This window comes from Citrobacter sp. Cs237, assembly GCF_030332325.1.
GTDB lineage: Bacteria > Pseudomonadota > Gammaproteobacteria > Enterobacterales > Enterobacteriaceae > Citrobacter_A > Citrobacter_A sedlakii.
On sequence record NZ_JAOWIB010000093.1, the window covers coordinates 145,987 to 168,120 of the forward strand.

Genomic DNA, 22,134 nt, shown 5'->3' on the forward strand with positions numbered 1-22,134 from the left:
GCGACGTTTCGCCCGTCAGGCCGTTTGTCTTCGCTCTGACCGACCTATCCCACCTCAGGCAACAGCCCGGCGGCAATACAGAACTGCACCCCGATGACGGCAATACCGCAGAGAAACACCAGGGCCAGCGCAGGACGCCCGCCCGACACGCGGTAGTCAGCTTGCGGATTTTGTTTTCTGCTCTGCCATGCGAGCAGCGAGGGCACGATCAGCGCCAGCACCGCCAGTGCGACGCCGGCATAACCCAGCGCCATCACAAAACCACGCGGATAGAAGAGGGCGAATGCCAGCGGAGGCAGAAAGGTAATCGCCCCGGTTTGCAGTCGGCCTGACGCCGTATTGCGGCGCTGGAACAGATCCGCCAGATAATCAAACAACCCGAGGGCCACCCCGAGGAACGAGGTCGCCAGCGCCAGATCAGCAAACAGATGCACAGCCAGCTCAACGTGCGCCGAGGCCACCACTTCCCGCAGGGCCTGCAGCAGGCCGTTTAAACCCGCATGATCCGCCAGCAGCCCCATAAACGTTGTCGAGTCGATGCTGCCAAGCGTGGCCAGTTGCCAGAAAATGTACGCCACCAACGGAATCGCGCTGCCGATAATAAATACCCACCGCAATTTACGAGTATTGCCGTTCATATAGCTGACAATGCTGGGAACGCTGCCGTGAAACCCGAAGGAGGTAAAGATCACCGGAATGGCGGAAAGGGCAAGGCCCTGTTCCAGCGGCAGGGTTAACAGGTTAACTTTGTGAATATGGGGCATCAGCAGCGCCAGCATGACGACCAGGAAAATGATTTTGGCGCTGAACAGAAAACGGTTAAACAGATCGACCAGCGAGGTGCCGACACATACCACGCCACCGGCAACAAAGGTGAACAGCAGGACACCCGCGGTGGGCGACATTTGTTTTCCGCTCCAGTCGCTGATACTCGCTGCCAGCAGTTCGCCAGCGCCGCTAATGTACGCTGCGGTGAGGGCATACATCAAAAACATCATACTGAAGCCAGTCGCCCACTGACCGTATCGGCCAAGATAACGCTTCGCCAGCGATCCGAGGCCGGTATCCGCCGGAACGTGTTGATAAACTTCCAGCAGCAACAGCGCGGTATAACACATTAAGGCCCACAGACTCATCAGCAGCGCAAAAGTCACGCCAAATCCGACGCCAGCGGCCGCCAGCGGCATGGCCAGCATCCCGGCGCCAATCGTGGTGCCAGCCACGATAAAAACACTTCCCAGAGTTCTATTTTTCACGCTTTACACTGTCCTGCAGATAAACAACGGTAAGATCTGCGGCGCAGGGTAAGGCAAAACATTATCTTCGTCAAATCACCGTTACAATCTGTGTAAACATAATTATACATCCATTCCCGCATTGAACCTGCGCTAGCGCAAGGCGAAGAACGCGCGTTCCGCTTAGGCTATCCGTTTTGATTCAGGAGGACATATGACATCCATTCATGGGCACGAAGTGTTGAATATGATGATAGCGTCGGGCGAACCGTATTCAACGGCAAGTCTGGAAGCGGCGATAAAAAATCGCTTCGGCGAGCAGGCGCGTTTTCATACCTGTTCCGCGTCGGATATGACCGCAGGGGAACTGGTGGCGTTTCTGGCGGCGAAAGGAAAATTTGTTGCCCAGGATGACGGTTTTTCCACTCATGAAAGTAAGATCTGCCGTCATTAACAAAACGGTGAGGATAACCTCACCGTCAGACATTAATTTGCGCTATCAAGAGTCGAAAGTTCTTTATCAATAAAATATAACCCTTCGCCGCTTTTGCCCGCCAGGGTTAATTTATCAATAACGGATTTAAACAGTTTTTCTTCTTCATGCTGTTCAGCGACGTACCATTGCAGGAAATTAAAGGTCGGATAATCCTGGCTGGTCATTGCGGCATGAGCCAGTTCATTTATTTTCTGCGTAATTAATTGTTCGTGCTCATACGTGGCGCGGAATAATTCGTCCAGCGATGCGTACTCCGCAAAAGGCGAGGAGACGGTATTAATGCGCGGCAGGCTGCCGGTATCGGTCAGATAGTCGAACAGGCGCTGCATATGGGTCATCTCTTCCTGCGCATGGCGACGTAGAAACGCGGCGGCGCCTTCAAAACTGTGGTAACTACACCAGGCGCTCATCTGCTGATAGAGCAGCGAAGAATATAACTCCAGATTCATTTGCTCATTGAGTTTATCGATCATTTCTGTTTTCAGCATGGTTAGGCTCCACAAAGGTGAGAATTATTTTGATGTGGCGTCACTATAATTTGTTATTTAAATATTTGCAAAAGGTAAAATAATAAATTTAATTATTAAAAATACGAATGGGAATAAAACGCATTTACGCTATATGCCCGATATAATAGGGATAAAGGCCAGCGATACCCTGGCCGTTATTTTAATAAGTAGGGGAAAGCGTTTGTGACAAGGCGACACCCTGGCACTGGTATGAAAGGATAACCTGACTGTTGATACAGAGCGAACCCGCAAATACACGACAGGTTTTAACCGGCTGCCCGAAGCGTACGGCATTGGCATAGCCTGTCTGTTGACATGCTTTCGTCGCGGTGCCGTGGGCGATATACTCATCGGTTACCGCATTTTGTAACATGGCTTCACCGTAGCTCAGACGTACCACACCCGTGGTCGCGCTGACCTCGCTCACCTCAGCGTGCCTGCTTATCGTACATCCTGTCAGTGCCGTCAATGAAAGGGCAAGTAAAAGCGTCTTCATGGTTTCACTCTGATAGATCGGGGATAGGCTATCCTACTCTATGCCCGCAAATTTCAATGGCCGGAATAGCTTACAGATCCGCTATCACTAATTTGTACGGCCAGAGTTGCGCCTTTCGTTCTGCAAAAATGTGAAGCTCACTCTGTTTTTTAAAATCGTTTTTCACAAAATTTGAAAGTGCGTTTGGGAAGTAGTACTGTTCCTGAAACGTCATTGACTCATGGCGGGACAACCCGCACGCATTTCAGGAGAAGACAGAATGAAAATTGCACTCATGATGGAAAACAGCCAGGCCAGCAAAAACGCCATCATTCATAATGAGCTTAAAGCGGTTGCGGATGAAAAAGGCTTTCCGGTATTCAACGTTGGTATGAGCGATGAAAACGATCATCATCTGACCTACATCCATCTGGGTATCATGGCCAGCATTCTGCTGAATGCCAAAGCAGTTGACTTTGTCGTGACTGGCTGTGGTACCGGCCAGGGCGCGCTGATGTCGCTGAACATCCATCCGGGCGTGGTGTGCGGTTACTGCATCGATCCGGCTGACGCCTTCCTGTTTGCGCAAATCAACAACGGTAATGCGCTGTCTCTGCCGTTTGCTAAAGGATTTGGCTGGGGCGCAGAACTGAACGTACGCTTCATTTTCGAGAAAGCCTTTACCGGTCGTAACGGGGAAGGATACCCGCCGGAGCGTAAAGAGCCGCAGGTACGTAACGCAGGTATTCTGAACCAGGTGAAAGCGGCAGTTGTGAAAGACAACTACCTCGACACATTGCGGGCGATCGACCCGGAACTGGTCAAAACCGCCGTGTCTGGCCCGCGCTTCCAGCAGTGTTTCTTTGAGAACTGCCAGAACAAAGAGATCGAAGCCTTTGTTCGCGAAATCCTGGGCTAATCACCGCGACGAAACCGGATGGCCCTGCGCCGTCCGGTAACTACCCTGATTTCTTTGCCGACACCGCACTTCCCGCATCGTTCGCCAGCCTCAATGTATCCACCATCCCCACCAGACAGATCGCCGCAATCGTTACAAACGCCAGGCGAAAGCTGATGCCGGGCGTCGCGCTTATTTCCAGCCATTCGCTGACGCTTGCGCCGATCCGGATCCCAATTGCGCCCAGCGAAATGCCCAACCCAACGGCCAACTGAGTGGCGGTACTGAATAGCGTATTGGCATAACTCATCTGTTCAGCAGGAACGTCCGCAAAGGCGAGGGTGCTGATGCCGGTGAACTGTACAGAACGGAATACGCCGCCAAGGTAAAGCACCAGTAATAGTAACCAGACGGGCGTGTCGGGCGTCAGGCACGCACAGGCGAGCAGCGCCAGCACATTGAGCGCGCCATTAATCAACAACAGCTTTTTAAAGCCAAGCCAGCGGATCAGCGGAGTGGTGGCGGGTTTGATCGTTAAATTGCCGACAAAAACCGCCAGTACCAGCGAGCCCGCCTGAAAAGCATTCATGCCAAAACCAACCTGAAACATCAGCGGCAGCAAAAACGGAACGGCGCTAATCGAGGCGCGAAACAAAGAGCCACCGTACATCGTGACGCGAAACGTCGGCACCTGCATAGCGTCCAGACGAATCATCGGATGTGCGGCTTGCTGAAAATGACGCAGTGAATACGCCAGGGTGATCCCGCCCAGTAGCAGCAGCGTGAGGGGCAAGCCCGGCGCAAATTGCTGCGCGCCCATCAGTTCCATCGCGTAAACCAGACTGACCATCGCAATGGCGGTAGCCATAAAACCCGACACATCGAACGGACGGCGAACCTCCTCTTTTATGTCGGGGATAAAACGCAGCGCCAGCGTCATTGCCAGCAGCCCTGCCGGTACGTTAATAAAGAAAATCCATCGCCAACTGGCATAGCTGGTTATAAATCCACCCAGCGGCGGGCCGATGATGGGCGCCACCAGGGCGGGCCAGGTTAAGGTGGCGATGGCGGTAATGAGCTGATGCTTCGGCGTGGTGCGCAGTACGGCCAGACGTCCGACGGGCACCATCAGCGCGCCGCCGACGCCCTGAAAAATACGCATCGCCAGAAAGCCTTCCAGCGTGGTGGCAAGACCGCAAAGCACTGAAGCCAGCGTAAAAATGGCCAGGGCAAGGGTAAACACTTTGCGCGCGCCAAAGCGGTCGGCTATCCAGCCGCTGGCGGGTATCAATACCGCCAGGGTGATCAGATACGCGCTGATACCGATATTCAGATCCACGGCCTGAACACCGAAAGTACTGGCCATATCCGGCAGGGCAGTCGCGATCACCGTGCCGTCAATAAACTCCATAAAAAACGCGCCAGCAACAAGCAAAGCGGCAGGAGAGATGCCCCGTTTGCTTTCTGTGACCCAATCGTCTCGCATGTGGTCCTTGCCTTCAAAAAAATTTTAAATTTTTACTGGAACTGAACGTGATACAGGCCTTTGAAAAGTCAGCAATAAGGGCAAATTTGGGAAGAAAATGTTAATTTAATTATGTGATGCATATCACATAATGGTTGATTTTTGTGATGAGTGTCATATTATACGCGCATAGGCAATAACACCTGCATAACAATACCTTTGGAGTCATGCCATGAAACTGCGTAAAATCCTCAAAAGCATGTTTGAAAATTATTGCAAAACATTCAAAGACGTACCGCCTGGCGCGATGTTCTGATAAAAAACCTGCTTCGGCAGGTTTTTTTATGCCCGCGAGCCGGGTACCCGTATGACTATCGTTTCTGCGACGTAATCGGTACTATGGCGGCCTTTCTTTTTTCAGGAGCCAAGCAATGTCCCAACCGATGAATGCCGATCAGGAACTGGTATCTGATGTTGTCGCCTGCCAACTGGTGATCAAACAAATCCTTGATATACTTGATGTGATCGCGCCCGTTGAAGTACGTGAAAAAATGTCCAGCCAGCTAAAGAATATCGATTTCACCACACATCCGGCGGCAGCCGACCCTATCACCCTGCGCGCCATTCAAAAGGCAATCGCGCTCATTGAGCTCAAATTCACGCCGCAGGGCGAAGCACATTAAAATAAACCGTTGTTTCAGAATTTAGAAATGTTTTTTGCGATGCCTCCTGTTTATGGGAGGCATCCGGGAACGCGGACTTGCGTAATGGCCTGCGGGGAAGGGAACGGCAGGCCAGTGCGGGGATATTAATGCTGCTGATAATTCACCACGTTAAGGACATGCTGGTCGGTCTGGGCTGGACATAGCCCTGCGCGTTTCGCGTTGCGCACTTCCTCAAAGATGGTCTGCAATAACAATCCGTCCTGCTGCTGTTCTTTCTCCAGATCGTGCAGGAAAGTGAGCGTCTGTGCGTCGTTCAACGCCTGCGCTTCATCGGCCAGACGCGACAGCGTACTGGCGCGCTGTTGGTACTCTTCGAGTGTTTTTTGAAACAATTCTTCCAGGGAATGCAAATCGCTGCCCGGCACGTCAACCGCCTTCACGATCGGGTTCGCGCCGGCGTTTTTCATAAAATTAAACATCCGCATCATATGGGTGACGTTACTTTGCGCCTGGGTGCGAAGAAATGTTGCCGTTCCCATCAAACTTTGCTCTGAGCACCATTCGCTCAAATGGAGATAAAAATTCGAGGCGTAAAACTCAAGGTTCATTTGGGTGTTGAGTTTGTGAGCCATGCCTGCTGCAGCCATAACAATATCCTTATTTACTGAAAGAGACGGTGTGCGGGATAAACGGCACACTTAACTGTTAGCAGAATAAAACCCCTTCTGCCGGTCCATGAGTGATCGTAGTATCAATTCAGTCGCTGATCGAAATAAGCATAGCGCCGAATGCAAATTAAGAAAATCCTTAATGTTGTATGTTTATAATTTTTTACATGTTGCTGAAAGCAATGTCTGAATGCCAAAAATATTACCCCGCGTGATTAAAATGCATCCTGTTGATTATCAATGGTTTTAATCTTTAATTTATTTTTGAAATGACGTTTCAGATCACAAAAGAGATCCCTCGGCCATGGTAGGATCGGATTATTGATAATTCTTTTTTACGTTGGCGCATTAATTTACGAATGACACTGTTTAGTCAGAAATTATCGGCTCGCCATTTTTGCGCCAGATCAGTTTCACTAAAAACTATTTTATTTTACCGAATGATAACGTCGTTATTTCGGTTCATTTGGCATCATTGGCATGAGGTTGTGGAAATGAAAAAAGTTGCTGTCCTGTTGGCGCCTGGCTTTGAAGAAGCGGAAGCGATTGTCACCATTGATATTTTACGCCGTTTGCACATTGAGGTGGACACGCTGGCCTGCGCGGAGTCGCGGGCGGTGGTAAGCTATCACGATGTTCCGATGGTGGCGGATCAAACCCTGGCAGAAAGTCTGGAAACACTCTATGACGCCGTGGTGCTGCCGGGTGGACCGCAGGGTAGCGTCAATCTGGCGGCCAGTCCCCAGGTTGTGGCGTTCATCGCTCGCCATGACGCGGCGGGTAAACTGATCTGCCCGATTTGTTCGGCGGCGGCACGAGTGTTGGGTGGCAATGGGTTACTGAAAGGACGTCGCTACGTCTGTTCCGGCGATCTCTACGAGACAGTCACCGATGGCGTGTATGTCGACGCCCCGGTAGTGGAAGACGGAAATCTGCTGAGCGGAAAAGGGCTGGGACACATCTTCGACTTTGCGCTGGCGCTGTCGGCCCGTTTACTCGGCGATGACGCGCCGGTACGCGACCACGCCGACCATATTTATTATCGCTGGTAATTTTCGTGTCCCCAAATATGCCGTATTTGGGGACTAGGATTTGCTGGCTGGCGTTATGGATTAATTGGCTATCTTGTTTTTTATTTGTCAGACAATACTCCCCATTCTTATGTCATTTTCCGCTGAATTTATGTACGCAATTACTGTAATTCTGCGGTGTGATGCCGCTCTCCTATGGAGAATCAATTTCCCGCTACAACTATTCCAGAACCGGCATTTACCAGGCGAATAAATGGTAATGCTTTGTTTTACGTCTGAATTACAAAGAATCGTTCGATTTTACCCTACATAAAATGACGCTAAAGCTGGAGTTAACCATGCACAAATTCACTAAAGCGCTGGCGGCCATCGGTCTGGCTGCCGTTATGTCACAATCCGCTATTGCTGAAACCATGAAGTTAGGTTTTCTGGTCAAACAACCCGAAGAGCCCTGGTTTCAGACAGAATGGAAATTTGCCGATAAGGCCGGGAAAGATCTGGGCTTTGAGGTAATAAAAATAGCGGTCCCGGACGGGGAAAAAACCCTGAATGCGATCGACAGTCTGGCGGCCAGCGGCGCGAAAGGGTTCGTCATTTGCACGCCTGACCCGAAACTCGGTTCGGCGATTGTCGCCAAGGCGCGCGGGTATGACATGAAAGTCATTGCCGTCGATGACCAGTTCGTTAATGCCAAAGGTAAACCCATGGACAGCGTCCCGCTGGTGATGATGGCGGCGACCAAAATCGGCGAGCGTCAGGGCCAGGAACTGTTTAAAGAGATGCAGAAACGCGGCTGGGACGTCAAAGAGACCGCGGTGATGGCGATTACCGCCAACGAGCTGGATACGGCGCGCCGTCGTACCTCCGGATCCATGGAAGCGCTGAAAGTCGCCGGCTTCCCGGAAAAACAAATTTATCAGGTGCCCACCAAATCAAACGATATCCCGGGCGCGTTTGACGCCGCCAACTCAATGCTGGTGCAGCATCCGGAAGTCAAACACTGGTTGATCGTCGGCATGAACGATAACACGGTGCTCGGCGGCGTCCGGGCGACAGAAGGCCAGGGCTTTAAGGCGCCGGACGTTATCGGTATCGGCATTAACGGGGTTGATGCGGTCAGCGAGCTGTCGAAAGCGCAGGCCACCGGCTTTTACGGTTCGCTACTGCCAAGCCCGGACGTTCACGGCTATAAGTCCAGCGAAATGCTTTACAACTGGGTGACTAAAGATGCAGAACCGCCAAAATTCACTGAGGTCACAGACGTGGTGCTGATCACCCGCGACAACTTCAAAGAAGAACTGGCGAAAAAAGGCCTGGGCGGTAAATAACCTGACAGACAGCGAATGCCGGGCAAGGCGCAGCGGCCCTCCGGCATTGGCTGTGAACGAGGAGTCGTTATGCAACAGTCTACCCCGTATCTCTCATTTCGCGGCATCGGTAAAACGTTCCCCGGCGTCAGGGCGCTCACGGACATCAGTTTTGACTGCCATGCCGGTCAGGTGCATGCGTTGATGGGAGAAAATGGCGCCGGGAAATCCACACTCCTGAAAATTCTCAGCGGCAACTATGCGCCTACCACGGGCTCTTTGGCGATTCGCGGTCAGGAGATGTCGTTTTCTGACACCACCGCCGCACTGAACGCCGGTGTCGCGATTATTTACCAGGAATTGCATCTCGTCCCGGAAATGACCGTGGCGGAGAACATTTATCTCGGCCAGCTTCCGCACAAGGGCGGAATCGTAAACCGCAGCCTGCTTAACGACGAAGCGGGGCTGCAACTGAAACATCTGGGAATGGATATTGATCCCGATACCCCGCTGAAATACTTGTCCATCGGCCAGTGGCAAATGGTGGAGATTGCCAAAGCGCTGGCGCGTAACGCCAAAATTATCGCCTTTGATGAGCCGACCAGTTCGCTTTCAGCGAGGGAGATTGAGAATTTGTTTCGGGTGATCCGCGAACTGCGCAAAGAAGGCCGCGTCATTTTGTATGTTTCACACCGCATGGAAGAAATTTTTGCCCTTAGCGACGCCATTACTGTGTTTAAGGATGGACGCTATGTCACCACCTTCACCGATATGACGCAGGTGAACCATGACATGCTGGTTCAGGCGATGGTGGGGCGCGATCTCGGCGATATCTATGGTTGGCAACCGCGGCAGTATGGTGTGGAGCGTCTGCGTTTGCATGAGGTAAAAGCGCCTGGCGTGCGCATGCCAGTCAGCCTGACGGTGCGCAGCGGAGAAATCGTCGGACTGTTTGGTCTGGTCGGCGCAGGCCGCAGCGAACTGATGAAAGGGCTGTTTGGCGGCACGCGGATCAGTAACGGGCAGGTGTATATCGACGGTCAACAGATTGATATTCGCAAACCCGCGAACGCCATTGCCGCCGGTATGATGCTGTGCCCCGAGGACCGCAAAGCCGAAGGAATCATTCCAGTGCATTCCGTTCGCGACAATATCAACATCAGCGCCCGCCGCAAGCATGTGCTTGGCGGCTGCCTGATCAATAACGGCTGGGAGGAAACCAACGCCGATCACCACATTCGTTCCCTGAACATCAAAACGCCTGGCGCGGAGCAACTGATCATGAACCTTTCCGGCGGGAACCAGCAGAAGGCGATTCTGGGGCGCTGGCTGTCGGAAGAGATGAAGGTCATTTTGCTCGACGAACCGACGCGCGGCATTGATGTTGGCGCGAAGCACGAAATTTACAACGTAATCTATGCCCTGGCCGCCCGCGGCGTCGCGGTGCTTTTCGCCTCCAGCGATCTGCCGGAAGTGCTCGGTGTCGCAGACCGCATCATCGTCATGCGGGAAGGGGAAATTGCCGGGGAACTGCTTCATGAACAGGCGGATGAGCGCCAGGCGCTGAGCCTCGCTATGCCTAAAGTCAGCCAGGCAGTCGCCTGAGAAAGGAGAGAAAGATGTCTTCCGTAACAACGTCTGGTTCTGGCGCGCCGAAGTCGCCGTCGTCGTTTAGTCTGGGTCGCATCTGGGATCAGTATGGCATGCTGGTGGTCTTCGCCGTTCTGTTCCTCGCCTGCGCGATTTTTGTGCCTAACTTTGCCACCTTCATCAACATGAAAGGGCTGGGGCTGGCTATCTCTATGTCGGGGATGGTGGCATGCGGCATGTTATTCTGCCTGGCGTCAGGGGATTTTGACCTCTCTGTCGCCTCGGTGATCGCCTGTGCCGGGGTAACCACGGCAGTGGTGATCAACATGAGCGAAAGCCTGTGGATTGGCGTCGGCGCGGGGTTGCTGCTCGGCGTGCTGTGCGGGCTGGTTAATGGCTTTGTAATCGCCAGGCTGAAGATTAACGCGCTGATTACCACGCTGGCGACGATGCAGATTGTCCGCGGGCTGGCCTATATCATCTCTGACGGTAAAGCCGTAGGGATTGAGGATGAACGCTTTTTCACCCTTGGCTACGCCAACTGGTTCGGCCTACCGGCCCCCATCTGGCTGACGGTCGCCTGCCTGATCATTTTTGGTTTACTGCTGAATAAAACCACCTTTGGACGCAATACGCTGGCGATTGGGGGAAATGAAGAGGCGGCGCGTCTGGCGGGGGTACCGGTCGTTCGGACCAAAATCATCATCTTCGTGCTGTCGGGGCTGGTGTCTGCGGCGGCCGGGATTATCCTCGCGTCGCGCATGACCAGCGGACAGCCAATGACCTCTATCGGTTACGAGCTGATCGTCATTTCCGCCTGCGTGTTAGGCGGCGTTTCCCTCAAAGGCGGCATCGGAAAAATCTCATATGTGGTCGCCGGAGTCCTTATTTTAGGCACCGTTGAGAACGCCATGAACCTGCTGAATATTTCGCCTTTCGCCCAGTACGTGGTACGCGGCTTAATCCTGCTGGCAGCAGTGATCTTCGACCGTTACAAGCAAAAAGCGAAGCGCAGTGTTTGATAAAAAAATCCTCAACTTTTTAGTCTAGTTCCTCCCTTTTGCCAGCCGCTACCCCGGCTGGCAACTGTCTTTCTAAATGGCGAGCAGGGTCACACTGTCTATACTTACATGACTATGGGGCGCGATCCGCGCGTTGCCGGAAATAATGATAAGGAGGAGAACCGGGTGGCAGAACCGTTAACCGCAATCCCTGAACAATCCGCTCTCTACGCTTACTTTTTTGATCTTGATGGCACCCTGGCGGAGATCAAACCGCATCCTGACCAGGTCGTTGTGCCACCAACGATTCTTCAGATGCTTCACCGTCTTGCCGAGAACAGCGCTGGAGCACTGGCACTGGTTTCAGGGCGTTCCATGGCGGAACTTGATGCGCTGGCGAAACCCTGGCGTTTTCCGCTGGCGGGTGTCCACGGCGCCGAGCGGCGCGATATTCATGGCCGGACGCATATCGTTCATCTTCCGCAAGCCATAGAGCGTGAGGTGAGCCTGCAACTGCATACCGCGCTGGCGAATCTGCCAGGCACTGAACTCGAGACCAAAGGCATGGCCTTTGCGCTGCACTATCGTCAGGCACCAGAGCATGAGGCGACCCTTCAGGCGATAGCGAGCCGCATTACCCAGACCTGGCCGCAACTGGCCATACAGCAGGGTAAATGCGTTGTAGAGATAAAACCGAAGGGGACCAACAAGGGAGAGGCGATCTCTGCGTTTATGCAGGAAGCGCCGTTTGCCGGGCGAATCCCGGTATTTTTGGGAGATGACTTGACCGATGAAACAGGATTTGCCGTGGTGAACAACGCGGGGGGTATGTCAATCAAAGTGGGTGAGGGAGAAACCCTGGCGAAATGGCGTCTCGCAAGCGTTCCCGACGTATGGCGTTGGATCGAAACTATTCACACTTCACAACAACAAGAAAAAAACACGAATGACAGGAGAGATGGCTATGAGTCGTTTAGTCGTAGTATCTAATCGAATTGCTCCCCCGGACAATAAAACCAGCGCAGGCGGACTGGCCGTCGGCGTGCTGGGCGCGCTGAAAGCCGCAGGAGGATTATGGTTCGGTTGGAGTGGCGAACTGGGGAACGAGGATCAGCCGTTAAAAAAGGTGACCCGGGGCAACATTACCTGGGCGTCGTTTAATCTGAGCGAGCAGGATCACGAAGAGTATTACAACCAGTTTTCTAATGCCGTGTTATGGCCGGCCTTTCACTACCGTCTGGATCTGGTGAATTTCCAGCGTTCGGCGTGGGAAGGTTATCAGCGGGTCAATGCGCTGTTAGCGGACAAGCTGCTGCCGCTGCTAAAAGAGGATGACATCATCTGGATCCACGATTATCACCTGCTGCCGTTCGCCAGCGAGCTGCGTAAGCGTGGGGTAAATAATCGCATCGGCTTCTTCCTGCATATTCCGTTCCCGACGCCAGAAATCTTTAACGCGCTGCCGTGTTCAGAAGAGCTACTGGAACAACTGTGCGACTTCGATCTGTTGGGATTCCAGACGGAAAATGACCGTCTGGCGTTCCTGGACAGCTTGTCCAGCCTGACGAGAGTCGCGACCCGTGAAAGCCGAAGCCACATCGCGTGGGGCAAAAGCTTCCGTACCGAGGTGTATCCTATCGGCATCGAGCCAGATGAGATCGCTCAGCAGGCCTCGGGTCCGCTGCCGCCGAAACTGGCGCAGCTCAAGGCTGAACTCAAAAATCTGAAGAATATTTTTTCCGTTGAGCGCCTCGACTACTCGAAAGGGTTGCCGGAGCGTTTTCAGGCTTATGAAGCGCTGCTGGAGAAATACCCGCAGCACCACGGCAAAATTCGCTATACCCAGATAGCCCCCACCTCCCGTGGCGATGTTCAGGCCTACCAGGATATCCGTCATCAGCTTGAGACCGAAGCCGGACGCATCAACGGTAAATATGGTCAACTGGGCTGGACGCCGCTGTTCTACCTGAATCAGCATTTTGATCGCAAGCTGTTGATGAAAGTCTTTCGCTACTCTGACGTAGGGCTGGTGACGCCGCTGCGTGACGGTATGAACCTGGTGGCGAAAGAGTTCGTGGCCGCGCAGGACCCGGCGAACCCCGGCGTGCTGGTGCTTTCACAATTCGCCGGCGCGGCGAACGAGTTGACGTCTGCGCTGATCGTCAATCCTTACGATCGTGACGAAGTGGCCGCGGCGCTGGATCGCGCGTTAACGATGCCGCTGGCGGAGCGCATATCCCGCCACGCGGAAATGCTGGAGGTGATTGTTAAAAATGACATCAACCACTGGCAGGAGCGCTTTATCTGCGATTTAAAGCAGATCGCGCCGCGCAGTGCTGACAGCCTGCAGCAGAACAAAGTGGCGACCTTCCCGAAACTGGCCTGATGGCGGCTGAGAGGCGGTTATTCGCCATCCAGCGGGACGAGCAGGACGTCCACCAGGCTTGAACTGACAACGCTTTTCGCCGAGCAGGACGCTCGCGAAAAGAAACTTTGATTATGATTGCCGCAAACCACCAGATCGACGTCGTGTTTGCGGCACACGTCCAGAATATGCTCGCTCAGTTCGCCGTAAGTGATAAAAGTTTGGGCGATCGGGTAACCGGCATCTTTTCCTAACTTTTCCAGAAAATCATGGGTTTCTTCATGCATCACGGCGCGTAAATCTTCCAGCATCGGCGCAGCGAACTGATTATACAGTTCCGGATCGGAGGCAAGGGTGATAAGGCTGATACGCGCATTGACGGGTTGGGCAATCGAAACCGCTTTTGCCAGAAGCTGCTGGCTTTCCGGGGTGACCGCGACGGCAACCAGGATGTGACGGTAACTCATAACTCGCTCCTTATTGCAAGAATATGAGAGGGTTCTTCAGCATTACTCCGAAATGAGGACAACTGCAATGCTTTACGATGACAATAATGTGAAGGCAATCATAATTATTCATTAAGTTTTCTTATAAATATTCTGAAGGAATAACCAAAATTATGTCCGAAATGGGATGACTTAAATCAAATTTCGCGCGCATCAATTTTTCCTCTTAACAAATTTACGAAAGTTATTAATTTCTTTATAGGCATAAATAGCACGCATTGATAAAAATTAGAAAACAATTAACTCATTGTTTATAAACGATAAAAATATTCATCCCTTCATGGTGAAATTAATGGAAAACGAGTATTTTCTCACCGTTATTTTAACTTCTGTGTCGTAATATTTTTCTCTGTATCCGGCTCTTTTTTTAATGACCCTGGAAACAAAAAGGGGTTTTGTTGGCTAATTATTCATCAAAATAAAAGCTCAACTGATGGATTTATGTTATCGAATAAGTTAATTTATGTGATGTGCATCACATATTTTCCAAATTCGCAGCGTGGCTTTGTTGTATGTCTTGGGAGTGACGAGTACAGTTGCGTCGATTTAGGAAAAATCTTAGGCATTTGTAAGAAATCATGTTCGTCTGTAAGCGCCTGACAAGGTTGTCATGACGTTCGCAGCGTGCATATTTCTGTCTGAGATCTGCTATGTATTTGACCTATTTGCTTTTATTTACCGGGATTTCCCGGCGACATCACGGGGTGCGGTTACGCCGCATAAAAAATAAAGTTGGTTATTCTGGATGGGAATAATGCATACATCCGAGTTGCTGAAACACATTTATGACATCAATTTGTCATATTTACTCCTTGCACAGCGTCTGATCGTTCAGGACAAAGCGTCCGCCATGTTTCGTCTCGGGATCACGGAAGAGATGGCGACCTCGCTGGGTGCCCTGACCTTGCCACAGATGGTCAAACTGGCGGAAACAAACCAACTGGTATGTCACTTCCGCTTCGACAATCATCAGACCATCACCCGGCTGACTCAGGACTCACGGGTAGACGATCTCCAGCAAATTCATACCGGTATCATGTTGTCCACGCGTCTGTTGAGTGATGTCGAACAGGCTGATGAAACCGCACGGAAAAAAAGGGCCTGACGATGAGTGAAAAAAGCATTGTTCAGGAAGCTCGCGATATCCAGTTAGCGATGGAATTGATCACTCTGGGCGCCCGTTTGCAAATGCTGGAAAGCGAGACGCAGTTAAGTCGCGGCCGCCTCATCAAATTGTACAAAGAACTCCGCGGTAGCCCCCCGCCTAAAGGCATGCTGCCGTTTTCTACTGACTGGTTTATGACCTGGGAGCAAAATATTCATGCTTCCATGTTCTGTAATGCCTGGCAGTTTTTACTCAAAACCGGTCTGTGCAGCGGTGTGGATGCGGTGATCAAGGCCTACCGGTTATACCTCGAACAGTGTCCGCAAGGGGAAGACGGTCCGCTGTTGGCGCTGACCCGCGCCTGGACGCTGGTGCGTTTCGTTGAAAGCGGATTGCTGCAACTGTCGAGCTGTAGCTGTTGCGGCGGGAATTTTATTACCCATGCGCATCAGCCTGCCGGGAGTTTTGCCTGCAGTTTGTGCCAGCCGCCTTCCCGCGCGGTAAAAAGACGTAAACTTTCCCAGGATGCTGCCGATATTATTCCACAACTGCTGGATGAACAGGTCGAACAGGCTGTTTAACCGACACGGTGTGGACAAGACACTCCAGCAGCGGTAAGCGATTACCGCTGCTTTTTTTTGCCTCGCCAACGCGTTAACGCCCCCCGACTGCGCATCCTGTCATAGTCAACAGCGGAAGGATGATGTCGTGCTTATCTTATTAGGTTACCTGGTTGTTATCGGTACAGTTTTCGGCGGTTATATGATGACCGGCGGGCACCTTGGGGCACTCTATCAACCGGCTGAATTTGTGATCATCGGCGGCGCGGGGGTCGGGGCGTTTATTGTCGGCAACAACGGTAAAGCGATTAAGGGAACGCTGAAGGCGTTGCCGCTGCTGTTTCGCCGATCCAAATACACCAAAGCGATGTACATGGATCTGCTGGCGCTGCTCTACCGCCTGATGGCTAAGTCACGCCAGCAGGGGATGTTTTCCCTTGAGCGTGACATTGAGAACCCGAAAGAGAGTGAAATTTTTACCAGCTATCCGCGCATTCTTGCCGATGCGGTCATGCTGGATTTTATTGTCGATTACCTGCGTCTGATTATCAGCGGCAATATGAATACTTTCGAAATTGAAGCGCTGATGGACGAGGAGATCGAAACCCACGAAAGCGAAGCGGAAGTCCCGGCGAACAGCCTGGCGCTGATGGGCGATTCGCTACCGGCGTTTGGTATCGTCGCCGCGGTGATGGGGGTGGTTCACGCGCTGGCTTCCGCCGACAGGCCCGCTGCTGAACTGGGTGCGCTGATCGCCCATGCGATGGTCGGCACCTTCCTCGGTATTTTACTTGCCTATGGTTTCATCTCGCCGCTGGCCAGCGTGCTGCGTCAGAAAAGCGCCGAGACCACTAAGATGATGCAGTGCGTCAAGATTACGCTGCTATCAAATCTGAATGGCTATGCCCCACCGATCGCCGTCGAATTTGGCCGCAAAACCCTCTATTCCAGCGAGCGCCCGTCATTCATTGAACTGGAAGAGCACGTGCGGGCGGTCAGAAACCCTAATCAGCAGACGACGACTGAGGACGCATGAAGAATCAGTCCCATCCTATCGTCGTCGTCAAACGACGCAAACATAAAGGGCACGGCGGCGGCGCTCACGGTTCGTGGAAGATTGCCTACGCTGATTTTATGACAGCCATGATGGCCTTTTTTCTGGTGATGTGGCTCATTTCCATCTCCAGCCCTAAAGAACTGATTCAAATTGCCGAATATTTCCGTACGCCGCTGGCGACGGCGATCACCGGCGGCAACCGGATCGCCAACAGCCAGAGCCCGATTCCCGGCGGTGGTGATGACTTCACCCAACAACAGGGAGAAGTGAATAAACAGCCTGACATCGAGGCATTACGGAAGCGGATGGAGCAAAACCGGTTGAGCAAACTGCGTGGCGACCTCGATCAGCTGATTGAATCCGACCCGAAACTGCGGGCGTTGCGTCCGCATCTGAAGATCGATCTGGTGCAGGAAGGGCTGCGTATTCAGATTATCGACAGTCAGAATCGCCCGATGTTTAAAACCGGCAGTGCCGAGGTCGAGCCGTATATGCGCGACATTCTGCGGGCGATCGCGCCCGTGCTGAACGGGATTCCAAACCGAATCAGCCTGTCCGGGCATACGGATGATTTTCCCTATGCCAACGGGGAGAAAGGCTACAGCAACTGGGAATTGTCCGCCGACCGCGCGAATGCGTCGCGGCGTGAACTGGTGCAGGGCGGTCTGGATGATGGAAAAGTGTTACGGGTGGTGGGGATGGCCGCCACGATGCGCCTGAGCGATCGCGGCCCCGATGACGCCATTAACCGCCGGATCAGCCTGCTGGTACTGAATAAACAGGCTGAACAGTCAATTTTGCATGAAAACGCTGAAAGCCAGAACGAGCCGGTAAGTGTATTACAACAGCCTGCGGCGGCACCGCAGGTAAGCGTTCCCACATCGCCACCAGCCAATCCGAGGTGATAGCGTGAGCATGGATATTAGCGATTTTTATCAGACCTTTTTTGATGAAGCTGACGAGTTGTTGGCTGACATGGAGCAACACCTGCTCGACCTTGCGCCCGACGCGCCGGACGCCGAGCAGTTGAATGCCATTTTCCGCGCCGCGCATTCCATTAAAGGCGGCGCCGGAACCTTCGGCTTCACCATTTTGCAGGAAACGACCCATCTGATGGAGAACCTGCTGGATGAAGCGCGCCGTGGTGAAATGCAGCTCAACACCGACATTATCAACCTGTTTTTGGAAACGAAAGATATTATGCAGGAACAGCTCGACGCCTATAAAAGCTCCCAGGAGCCGGATGCCGCTAGCTTCGAATATATCTGCAATGCATTGCGCCAGCTGGCGCTGGAAGCGAAGGGCGAAACCGCGCCTGCGGTGGTGGCAAACGCCCGGCTGAGCGTCGTGGACACAACGCCTGATGAGGGCGGCGCGCCGACAGTAGAAGAAAAATTGCGCATTAATCTGTCCCGCCTGAAAGCCAGTGAGATTGATCTGCTGGAGGAGGAACTGGGCAATTTGAGCACCTTAACCGACGTGGTGAAAGGCGCCGATTCGCTTGCCGCCACCCTGGACGGCGGTGTCGCCGAAGAGGATGTGGTGGCAGTGCTGTGCTTTGTGATCGAAGCCGATCAGATTTCCTTCGAAAAAGTCGTCGCGCCGAACGCCCCTGCGGTCGCGGCTGAACCGCCCGCCGCTGTTGCGCAGCCTGTCGCTGTGGTCCCGGCCGTTAAATCGCCCGCTGCCGACGCGCATGCCGGACGTGCGGAGCGCGAAAAGCCCGCGCGCGCCAGCGAATCGACCAGCATTCGCGTGGCAGTGGAGAAGGTCGATCAGCTCATCAACCTGGTGGGTGAACTGGTGATCACTCAGTCGATGCTGGCCCAACGTTCGAACGAACTTGACCCGGTTAATCATGGCGATCTCATCACCAGCATGGGGCAGTTACAACGTAACGCCCGCGATTTGCAGGAGTCGGTGATGTCGATTCGCATGATGCCGATGGAATACGTTTTCAGCCGCTTCCCGCGTCTGGTGCGGGATCTGGCGGGCAAGCTCGGCAAACAAGTGGAACTGACGCTGGTGGGCAGCTCCACCGAACTCGATAAAAGTCTGATTGAACGCATTATCGATCCGCTGACGCATCTGGTGCGCAACAGTCTCGACCACGGCATCGAGCTGCCGGAAAAACGCCTTGAGGCCGGTAAAAATGCGGTCGGAAATCTGATCCTGTCCGCAGAACATCAGGGCGGCAACATTTGCATTGAAGTGACCGACGACGGCGCGGGGTTAAACCGCGAGCGGATCCTCGCAAAAGCGATCGCCCAGGGGATGGCGGTAAACGAAAATATGACCGATGACGAAGTCGGTATGCTGATTTTTGCCCCTGGCTTCTCTACCGCCGAACAGGTGACTGACGTTTCCGGTCGCGGCGTGGGCATGGATGTGGTGAAACGTAACATCCAGGAGATGGGCGGCCATGTGGAGATCCAGTCGAAACAGGGCGCCGGTACCACCATCCGTATTTTGCTGCCGCTGACGCTGGCGATTCTCGACGGCATGTCCATTCGCGTCGCTGATGAAGTCTTTATTTTGCCGCTGAATGCGGTAATGGAATCGCTGCAACCGCGCGAGGACGATCTGCATCCGCTGGCCGGTGGCGAGCGCGTGCTGGAAGTGCGTGGAGAATACCTGCCGCTGGTGGAACTGTGGAAAGTCTTCGACGTTGAAGGGGCGAAAACGGAGGCCACCCAGGGCATTGTGGTGATCCTGCAAAGCGGCGGTCGCCGTTACGCGCTGCTGGTTGATCAGCTGATTGGTCAGCACCAGGTGGTGGTAAAGAACCTGGAAAGCAACTATCGCAAAGTGCCGGGGATTTCCGCCGCGACGATCCTCGGCGATGGTAGCGTCGCGCTGATTGTGGATGTCTCTGCCCTGCAGAGTTTAAATCGCGAACAACGTATGGCGATCACCGCCGCCTGATTGAGTGAGAAAGGAAAAATATGACCGGTATGACTAATGTAACCAAACTGGCCGGCGAGCCGTCAGGTCAGGAGTTCCTGGTGTTTACGCTGGGAGACGAAGAATACGGTATTGATATTCTGAAAGTGCAGGAAATCCGCGGCTATGATCAGGTTACCCGGATAGCCAACACCCCTGCGTTTATCAAAGGAGTGACCAACCTGCGCGGTGTGATCGTGCCAATCGTCGATCTGCGCGTGAAGTTCTGCGAGGGTGACGTTGAGTACAACGATAACACGGTCGTGATCGTGCTTAACCTGGGGCAGCGCGTGGTCGGCATTGTCGTTGATGGTGTTTCCGACGTGCTGTCGCTGACCGCGGAACAGATTCGTCCTGCGCCGGAGTTTGCCGTCACCTTGTCAACGGAATACCTGACGGGACTGGGCGCGCTGGGCGAACGTATGCTGATTCTGGTGAATATTGAAAAACTGCTGAACAGTGACGAAATGGCGCTGCTGGATATTGCCGCCTCGCATATGGCGTAAGGGGCGCAGGCCCGGCGGTGATGCCGCTTCCGGGCCTGCGTATCAGCGGTATCCGTTAGCATAAACCGTTACGCGTTAACTTCCTGCTCTGCCACTTCTTTTTCGCTTTCCGTCAGTAATCCTTCATCCTGCGCCAGCATCGCGGTGGCAATGCCGTTACCTAACACATTGATGGCGGAACGCCCCATGTCGAGGAAATGGTCGATACCCATCAGCAACAAAATGCCCGCCACCGGGATATTGAAGCTCGGAATGGTTGCCGCCAGCACTACCAGCGCCGAACGCGGAACGCCGGCAATCCCTTTTGAGGCCAGCATCAGGGTCAGCATCAGCACGCTGATCTCAGCCAACGACAGGTGAATATTGTACGCCTGGGCGATAAACATCGACGCAAACGAACAGTACACCATCGAACCGACCAGATTAAAGGAATACCCGATCGGCAAAACGAAAGAAACAATATTGCGCGAGCAGCCGAATTTGGTCAGCAACTCCAGGGTTTTCGGGTAAGCGGCTTCAGAACTGCTGGTGGTAAAGGCGACCAGCACAGGTTCCTTCAGCAGACTGACCAGCCGGAACACCTCTTTTTTCAGCACCAGATAACCTGCGGCCAACAGCACCAGGCAGGTCATCAGAATGGCGACGTAATAGCCGCCGATAAACGAGGCGTAGTTGAGTAAAATCCCCACTCCTTCGGTGGCGATCACCGAAGAAATCGCGGCAAATATCGCCAGTGGAGCCACATACATCACGTAGCCCGTCACCTTCAGCATAATATGCGAAACCACATCCAGCGCGGCAACCAGTGGGGTGTTGAATTTCTCGCCCAGCGACGCGCCGCCGATACCAAAGAACATTGAGAACACCACGATCTGCAAAATTTCATTATTCGCCATCGCTTCGGCAATGCTGGTGGGGATCGTATGTGACAGAAAGCCTTTCAGGCTCATACCGCCCACCGCCAGACCGGTTTCCACCGCGTCTTTGGGAATGGTCAGGTTCAGGCCGCTGCCGGGCTGTTCAAGGGTAACAATAAACAGCCCTACCAGAATCGACAGTATCGAGGAGCTGATAAACCAGATCATCGCCTTACCGCCCACGCGCCCGATGGTGGTGGTCTCGCCCAGACGCATAATGCCAACGGTCAGCGTACTGAAGACTAACGGCGCAATGACCATTTTTATCAGGCGCAAAAAGATATCGGTAAGAAGGGTGATGTTCTCTGCCCAGGCGGTAATCACGCTTTCGGATGTCCAGGAGTGAATAACCGCGCCTGACACAATGCCTGCCAGCATGAAAATCACGATGAATATCGTGAGTTTATTTGCATTTGCCACTGAAAATCCCTCGGGCTGAATTTAACAATTTGTTATCAGCGATATATTTGTTTTGTGAATTTATTGGTGAAGATTTATTTACTACCTAAATTGGCGTATTCCCGCCCGGCTTACAACTATTTTTTATTAATTACGCATTTTGTTGTGTTCTTCGAAGGGCGTTTTCGTGATCTGGATCGCATAAGAATGAATATATCCTTCGACGGAGCAGGGTAAATGAGATGTAATGAAAGTTAATGGACTGATATATATGCTGTTTTTACGTCAATCACCCCTCTGTATGAACAAGCGTAACGCCAGTGGTTGTTTTCCGCGCCGTAAACTAAATTTCTGATTATCGGTTTGTTTTCTGAACGTGTGCGAACTTTCTCGCTACGTCGGTGCTGGCTTTCGTCAACGTGACGGTATTTCGGAG

General features: G+C 52.9%; 23 protein-coding genes. 16 read left to right on the forward strand and 7 right to left on the reverse strand.

The window, feature by feature from the left end; all coding sequences use genetic code 11:
• Nucleotides 1–44: 44 nt before the first annotated feature.
• On the reverse strand, nucleotides 45–1,256 hold the full coding sequence (tyrP, locus tag OGY07_RS05085; RefSeq protein WP_286599079.1) for a tyrosine transporter TyrP: 1,212 nt from the start codon (nucleotides 1,254–1,256) through the stop codon (nucleotides 45–47).
• Between the two features lie 193 nt (nucleotides 1,257–1,449).
• Here tyrP and OGY07_RS05090 point away from each other — a divergent pair, with 193 nt between their 5' ends.
• Complete coding sequence (locus OGY07_RS05090; RefSeq protein ID WP_199956785.1) at nucleotides 1,450–1,689, forward strand: YecH family metal-binding protein; 240 nt, start codon at nucleotides 1,450–1,452, stop codon at nucleotides 1,687–1,689.
• 32 nt (nucleotides 1,690–1,721) lie between these two features.
• On the opposite strand, the gene ftnA is transcribed toward OGY07_RS05090, so the two are convergent.
• Both ftnA and yecR read right to left on the reverse strand, forming a co-directional pair.
• Entirely contained in the window at nucleotides 1,722–2,219 is a 498-nt protein-coding gene (gene ftnA, locus OGY07_RS05095; RefSeq protein ID WP_060571399.1) for a non-heme ferritin, read from the reverse strand.
• Nucleotides 2,220–2,400: 181 nt separating this feature from the next.
• Nucleotides 2,401–2,736, reverse strand: a complete 336-nt coding sequence (gene yecR, locus OGY07_RS05100) for a YecR family lipoprotein (RefSeq protein ID WP_042283971.1) — start codon at nucleotides 2,734–2,736, stop codon at nucleotides 2,401–2,403.
• A 259-nt stretch (nucleotides 2,737–2,995) separates the two neighbouring features.
• On the opposite strand from yecR, the gene OGY07_RS05105 reads away from it, so the two are divergent.
• Nucleotides 2,996–3,634, forward strand: coding sequence for an RpiB/LacA/LacB family sugar-phosphate isomerase (locus tag OGY07_RS05105; RefSeq protein WP_042283968.1), 639 nt, complete (start codon nucleotides 2,996–2,998; stop codon nucleotides 3,632–3,634).
• Nucleotides 3,635–3,674: 40 nt separating this feature from the next.
• On the opposite strand, the gene OGY07_RS05110 is transcribed toward OGY07_RS05105, so the two are convergent.
• Nucleotides 3,675–5,099 (reverse strand): MFS transporter, encoded by a 1,425-nt coding sequence (locus OGY07_RS05110; RefSeq protein WP_286599084.1) that lies wholly within the window; start codon nucleotides 5,097–5,099, stop codon nucleotides 3,675–3,677.
• Between the two features lie 211 nt (nucleotides 5,100–5,310).
• On the opposite strand from OGY07_RS05110, the gene azuC reads away from it, so the two are divergent.
• Together azuC and OGY07_RS05120 are read left to right on the forward strand one after the other, a co-directional pair.
• On the forward strand, nucleotides 5,311–5,394 hold the full coding sequence (gene azuC, locus OGY07_RS05115) for a stress response protein AzuC (RefSeq protein ID WP_014229869.1): 84 nt from the start codon (nucleotides 5,311–5,313) through the stop codon (nucleotides 5,392–5,394).
• A 115-nt stretch (nucleotides 5,395–5,509) separates the two neighbouring features.
• A complete protein-coding gene (locus tag OGY07_RS05120) occupies nucleotides 5,510–5,761 on the forward strand; it encodes a DUF2766 family protein (protein WP_286599086.1) in 252 nt (83 codons plus the stop codon).
• Nucleotides 5,762–5,886: 125 nt separating this feature from the next.
• Here OGY07_RS05120 and OGY07_RS05125 read toward each other — a convergent pair whose 3' ends face one another.
• The gene (locus OGY07_RS05125; protein WP_042283961.1) at nucleotides 5,887–6,390 is read right to left on the reverse strand and encodes a non-heme ferritin-like protein; all 504 of its coding nucleotides are present in this window, start codon (nucleotides 6,388–6,390) and stop codon (nucleotides 5,887–5,889) included.
• A 515-nt stretch (nucleotides 6,391–6,905) separates the two neighbouring features.
• On the opposite strand from OGY07_RS05125, the gene OGY07_RS05130 reads away from it, so the two are divergent.
• The 6 genes from OGY07_RS05130 (at nucleotide 6,906) to otsA (ending at nucleotide 13,726) form a co-directional block, all read left to right on the forward strand.
• Nucleotides 6,906–7,463 carry a DJ-1/PfpI family protein gene (locus OGY07_RS05130; RefSeq protein WP_042283958.1) on the forward strand — a complete coding sequence of 186 codons (558 nt, stop codon included), beginning with the start codon at nucleotides 6,906–6,908 and terminating at the stop codon, nucleotides 7,461–7,463.
• Between the two features lie 317 nt (nucleotides 7,464–7,780).
• On the forward strand, nucleotides 7,781–8,770 hold the full coding sequence (araF, locus tag OGY07_RS05135; protein WP_181823014.1) for an arabinose ABC transporter substrate-binding protein AraF: 990 nt from the start codon (nucleotides 7,781–7,783) through the stop codon (nucleotides 8,768–8,770).
• 69 nt (nucleotides 8,771–8,839) lie between these two features.
• On the forward strand, nucleotides 8,840–10,354 hold the full coding sequence (araG, locus tag OGY07_RS05140) for an L-arabinose ABC transporter ATP-binding protein AraG (RefSeq protein ID WP_286599092.1): 1,515 nt from the start codon (nucleotides 8,840–8,842) through the stop codon (nucleotides 10,352–10,354).
• A 14-nt stretch (nucleotides 10,355–10,368) separates the two neighbouring features.
• A complete protein-coding gene (araH, locus tag OGY07_RS05145; RefSeq protein WP_042283948.1) occupies nucleotides 10,369–11,361 on the forward strand; it encodes an arabinose ABC transporter permease AraH in 993 nt (330 codons plus the stop codon).
• Between the two features lie 165 nt (nucleotides 11,362–11,526).
• A complete protein-coding gene (gene otsB, locus OGY07_RS05150) occupies nucleotides 11,527–12,330 on the forward strand; it encodes a trehalose-phosphatase (protein ID WP_042284742.1) in 804 nt (267 codons plus the stop codon).
• A complete protein-coding gene (otsA, locus tag OGY07_RS05155) occupies nucleotides 12,305–13,726 on the forward strand; it encodes an alpha,alpha-trehalose-phosphate synthase (protein ID WP_042283945.1) in 1,422 nt (473 codons plus the stop codon). Before otsB ends, otsA begins: the two co-directional genes overlap by 26 nt.
• 17 nt (nucleotides 13,727–13,743) lie before the next feature.
• Here otsA and uspC read toward each other — a convergent pair whose 3' ends face one another.
• Nucleotides 13,744–14,172: a universal stress protein UspC gene (uspC, locus tag OGY07_RS05160; protein WP_042283941.1), complete on the reverse strand. Its 429-nt coding sequence runs from the start codon at nucleotides 14,170–14,172 to the stop codon at nucleotides 13,744–13,746.
• 793 nt (nucleotides 14,173–14,965) lie between these two features.
• On the opposite strand from uspC, the gene flhD reads away from it, so the two are divergent.
• The 6 genes from flhD (at nucleotide 14,966) to cheW (ending at nucleotide 20,382) form a co-directional block, all read left to right on the forward strand.
• A complete protein-coding gene (flhD, locus tag OGY07_RS05165) occupies nucleotides 14,966–15,316 on the forward strand; it encodes a flagellar transcriptional regulator FlhD (RefSeq protein ID WP_042283937.1) in 351 nt (116 codons plus the stop codon).
• A 2-nt stretch (nucleotides 15,317–15,318) separates the two neighbouring features.
• Entirely contained in the window at nucleotides 15,319–15,897 is a 579-nt protein-coding gene (flhC, locus tag OGY07_RS05170; RefSeq protein WP_042283935.1) for a flagellar transcriptional regulator FlhC, read from the forward strand.
• 127 nt (nucleotides 15,898–16,024) lie between these two features.
• Nucleotides 16,025–16,912: a flagellar motor stator protein MotA gene (motA, locus tag OGY07_RS05175; protein WP_042283932.1), complete on the forward strand. Its 888-nt coding sequence runs from the start codon at nucleotides 16,025–16,027 to the stop codon at nucleotides 16,910–16,912.
• On the forward strand, nucleotides 16,909–17,838 hold the full coding sequence (gene motB / locus OGY07_RS05180; RefSeq protein WP_042283929.1) for a flagellar motor protein MotB: 930 nt from the start codon (nucleotides 16,909–16,911) through the stop codon (nucleotides 17,836–17,838). Before motA ends, motB begins: the two co-directional genes overlap by 4 nt.
• A gap of 4 nt (nucleotides 17,839–17,842) precedes the next feature.
• Entirely contained in the window at nucleotides 17,843–19,858 is a 2,016-nt protein-coding gene (cheA, locus tag OGY07_RS05185; protein ID WP_286599103.1) for a chemotaxis protein CheA, read from the forward strand.
• 20 nt (nucleotides 19,859–19,878) lie between these two features.
• A complete protein-coding gene (gene cheW, locus OGY07_RS05190; RefSeq protein WP_042283923.1) occupies nucleotides 19,879–20,382 on the forward strand; it encodes a chemotaxis protein CheW in 504 nt (167 codons plus the stop codon).
• 68 nt (nucleotides 20,383–20,450) lie between these two features.
• Here the strand turns inward: cheW and OGY07_RS05195 are convergent, their stop codons facing one another.
• A complete protein-coding gene (locus tag OGY07_RS05195; RefSeq protein ID WP_286599105.1) occupies nucleotides 20,451–21,719 on the reverse strand; it encodes a dicarboxylate/amino acid:cation symporter in 1,269 nt (422 codons plus the stop codon).
• Nucleotides 21,720–22,134: the final 415 nt, after the last annotated feature.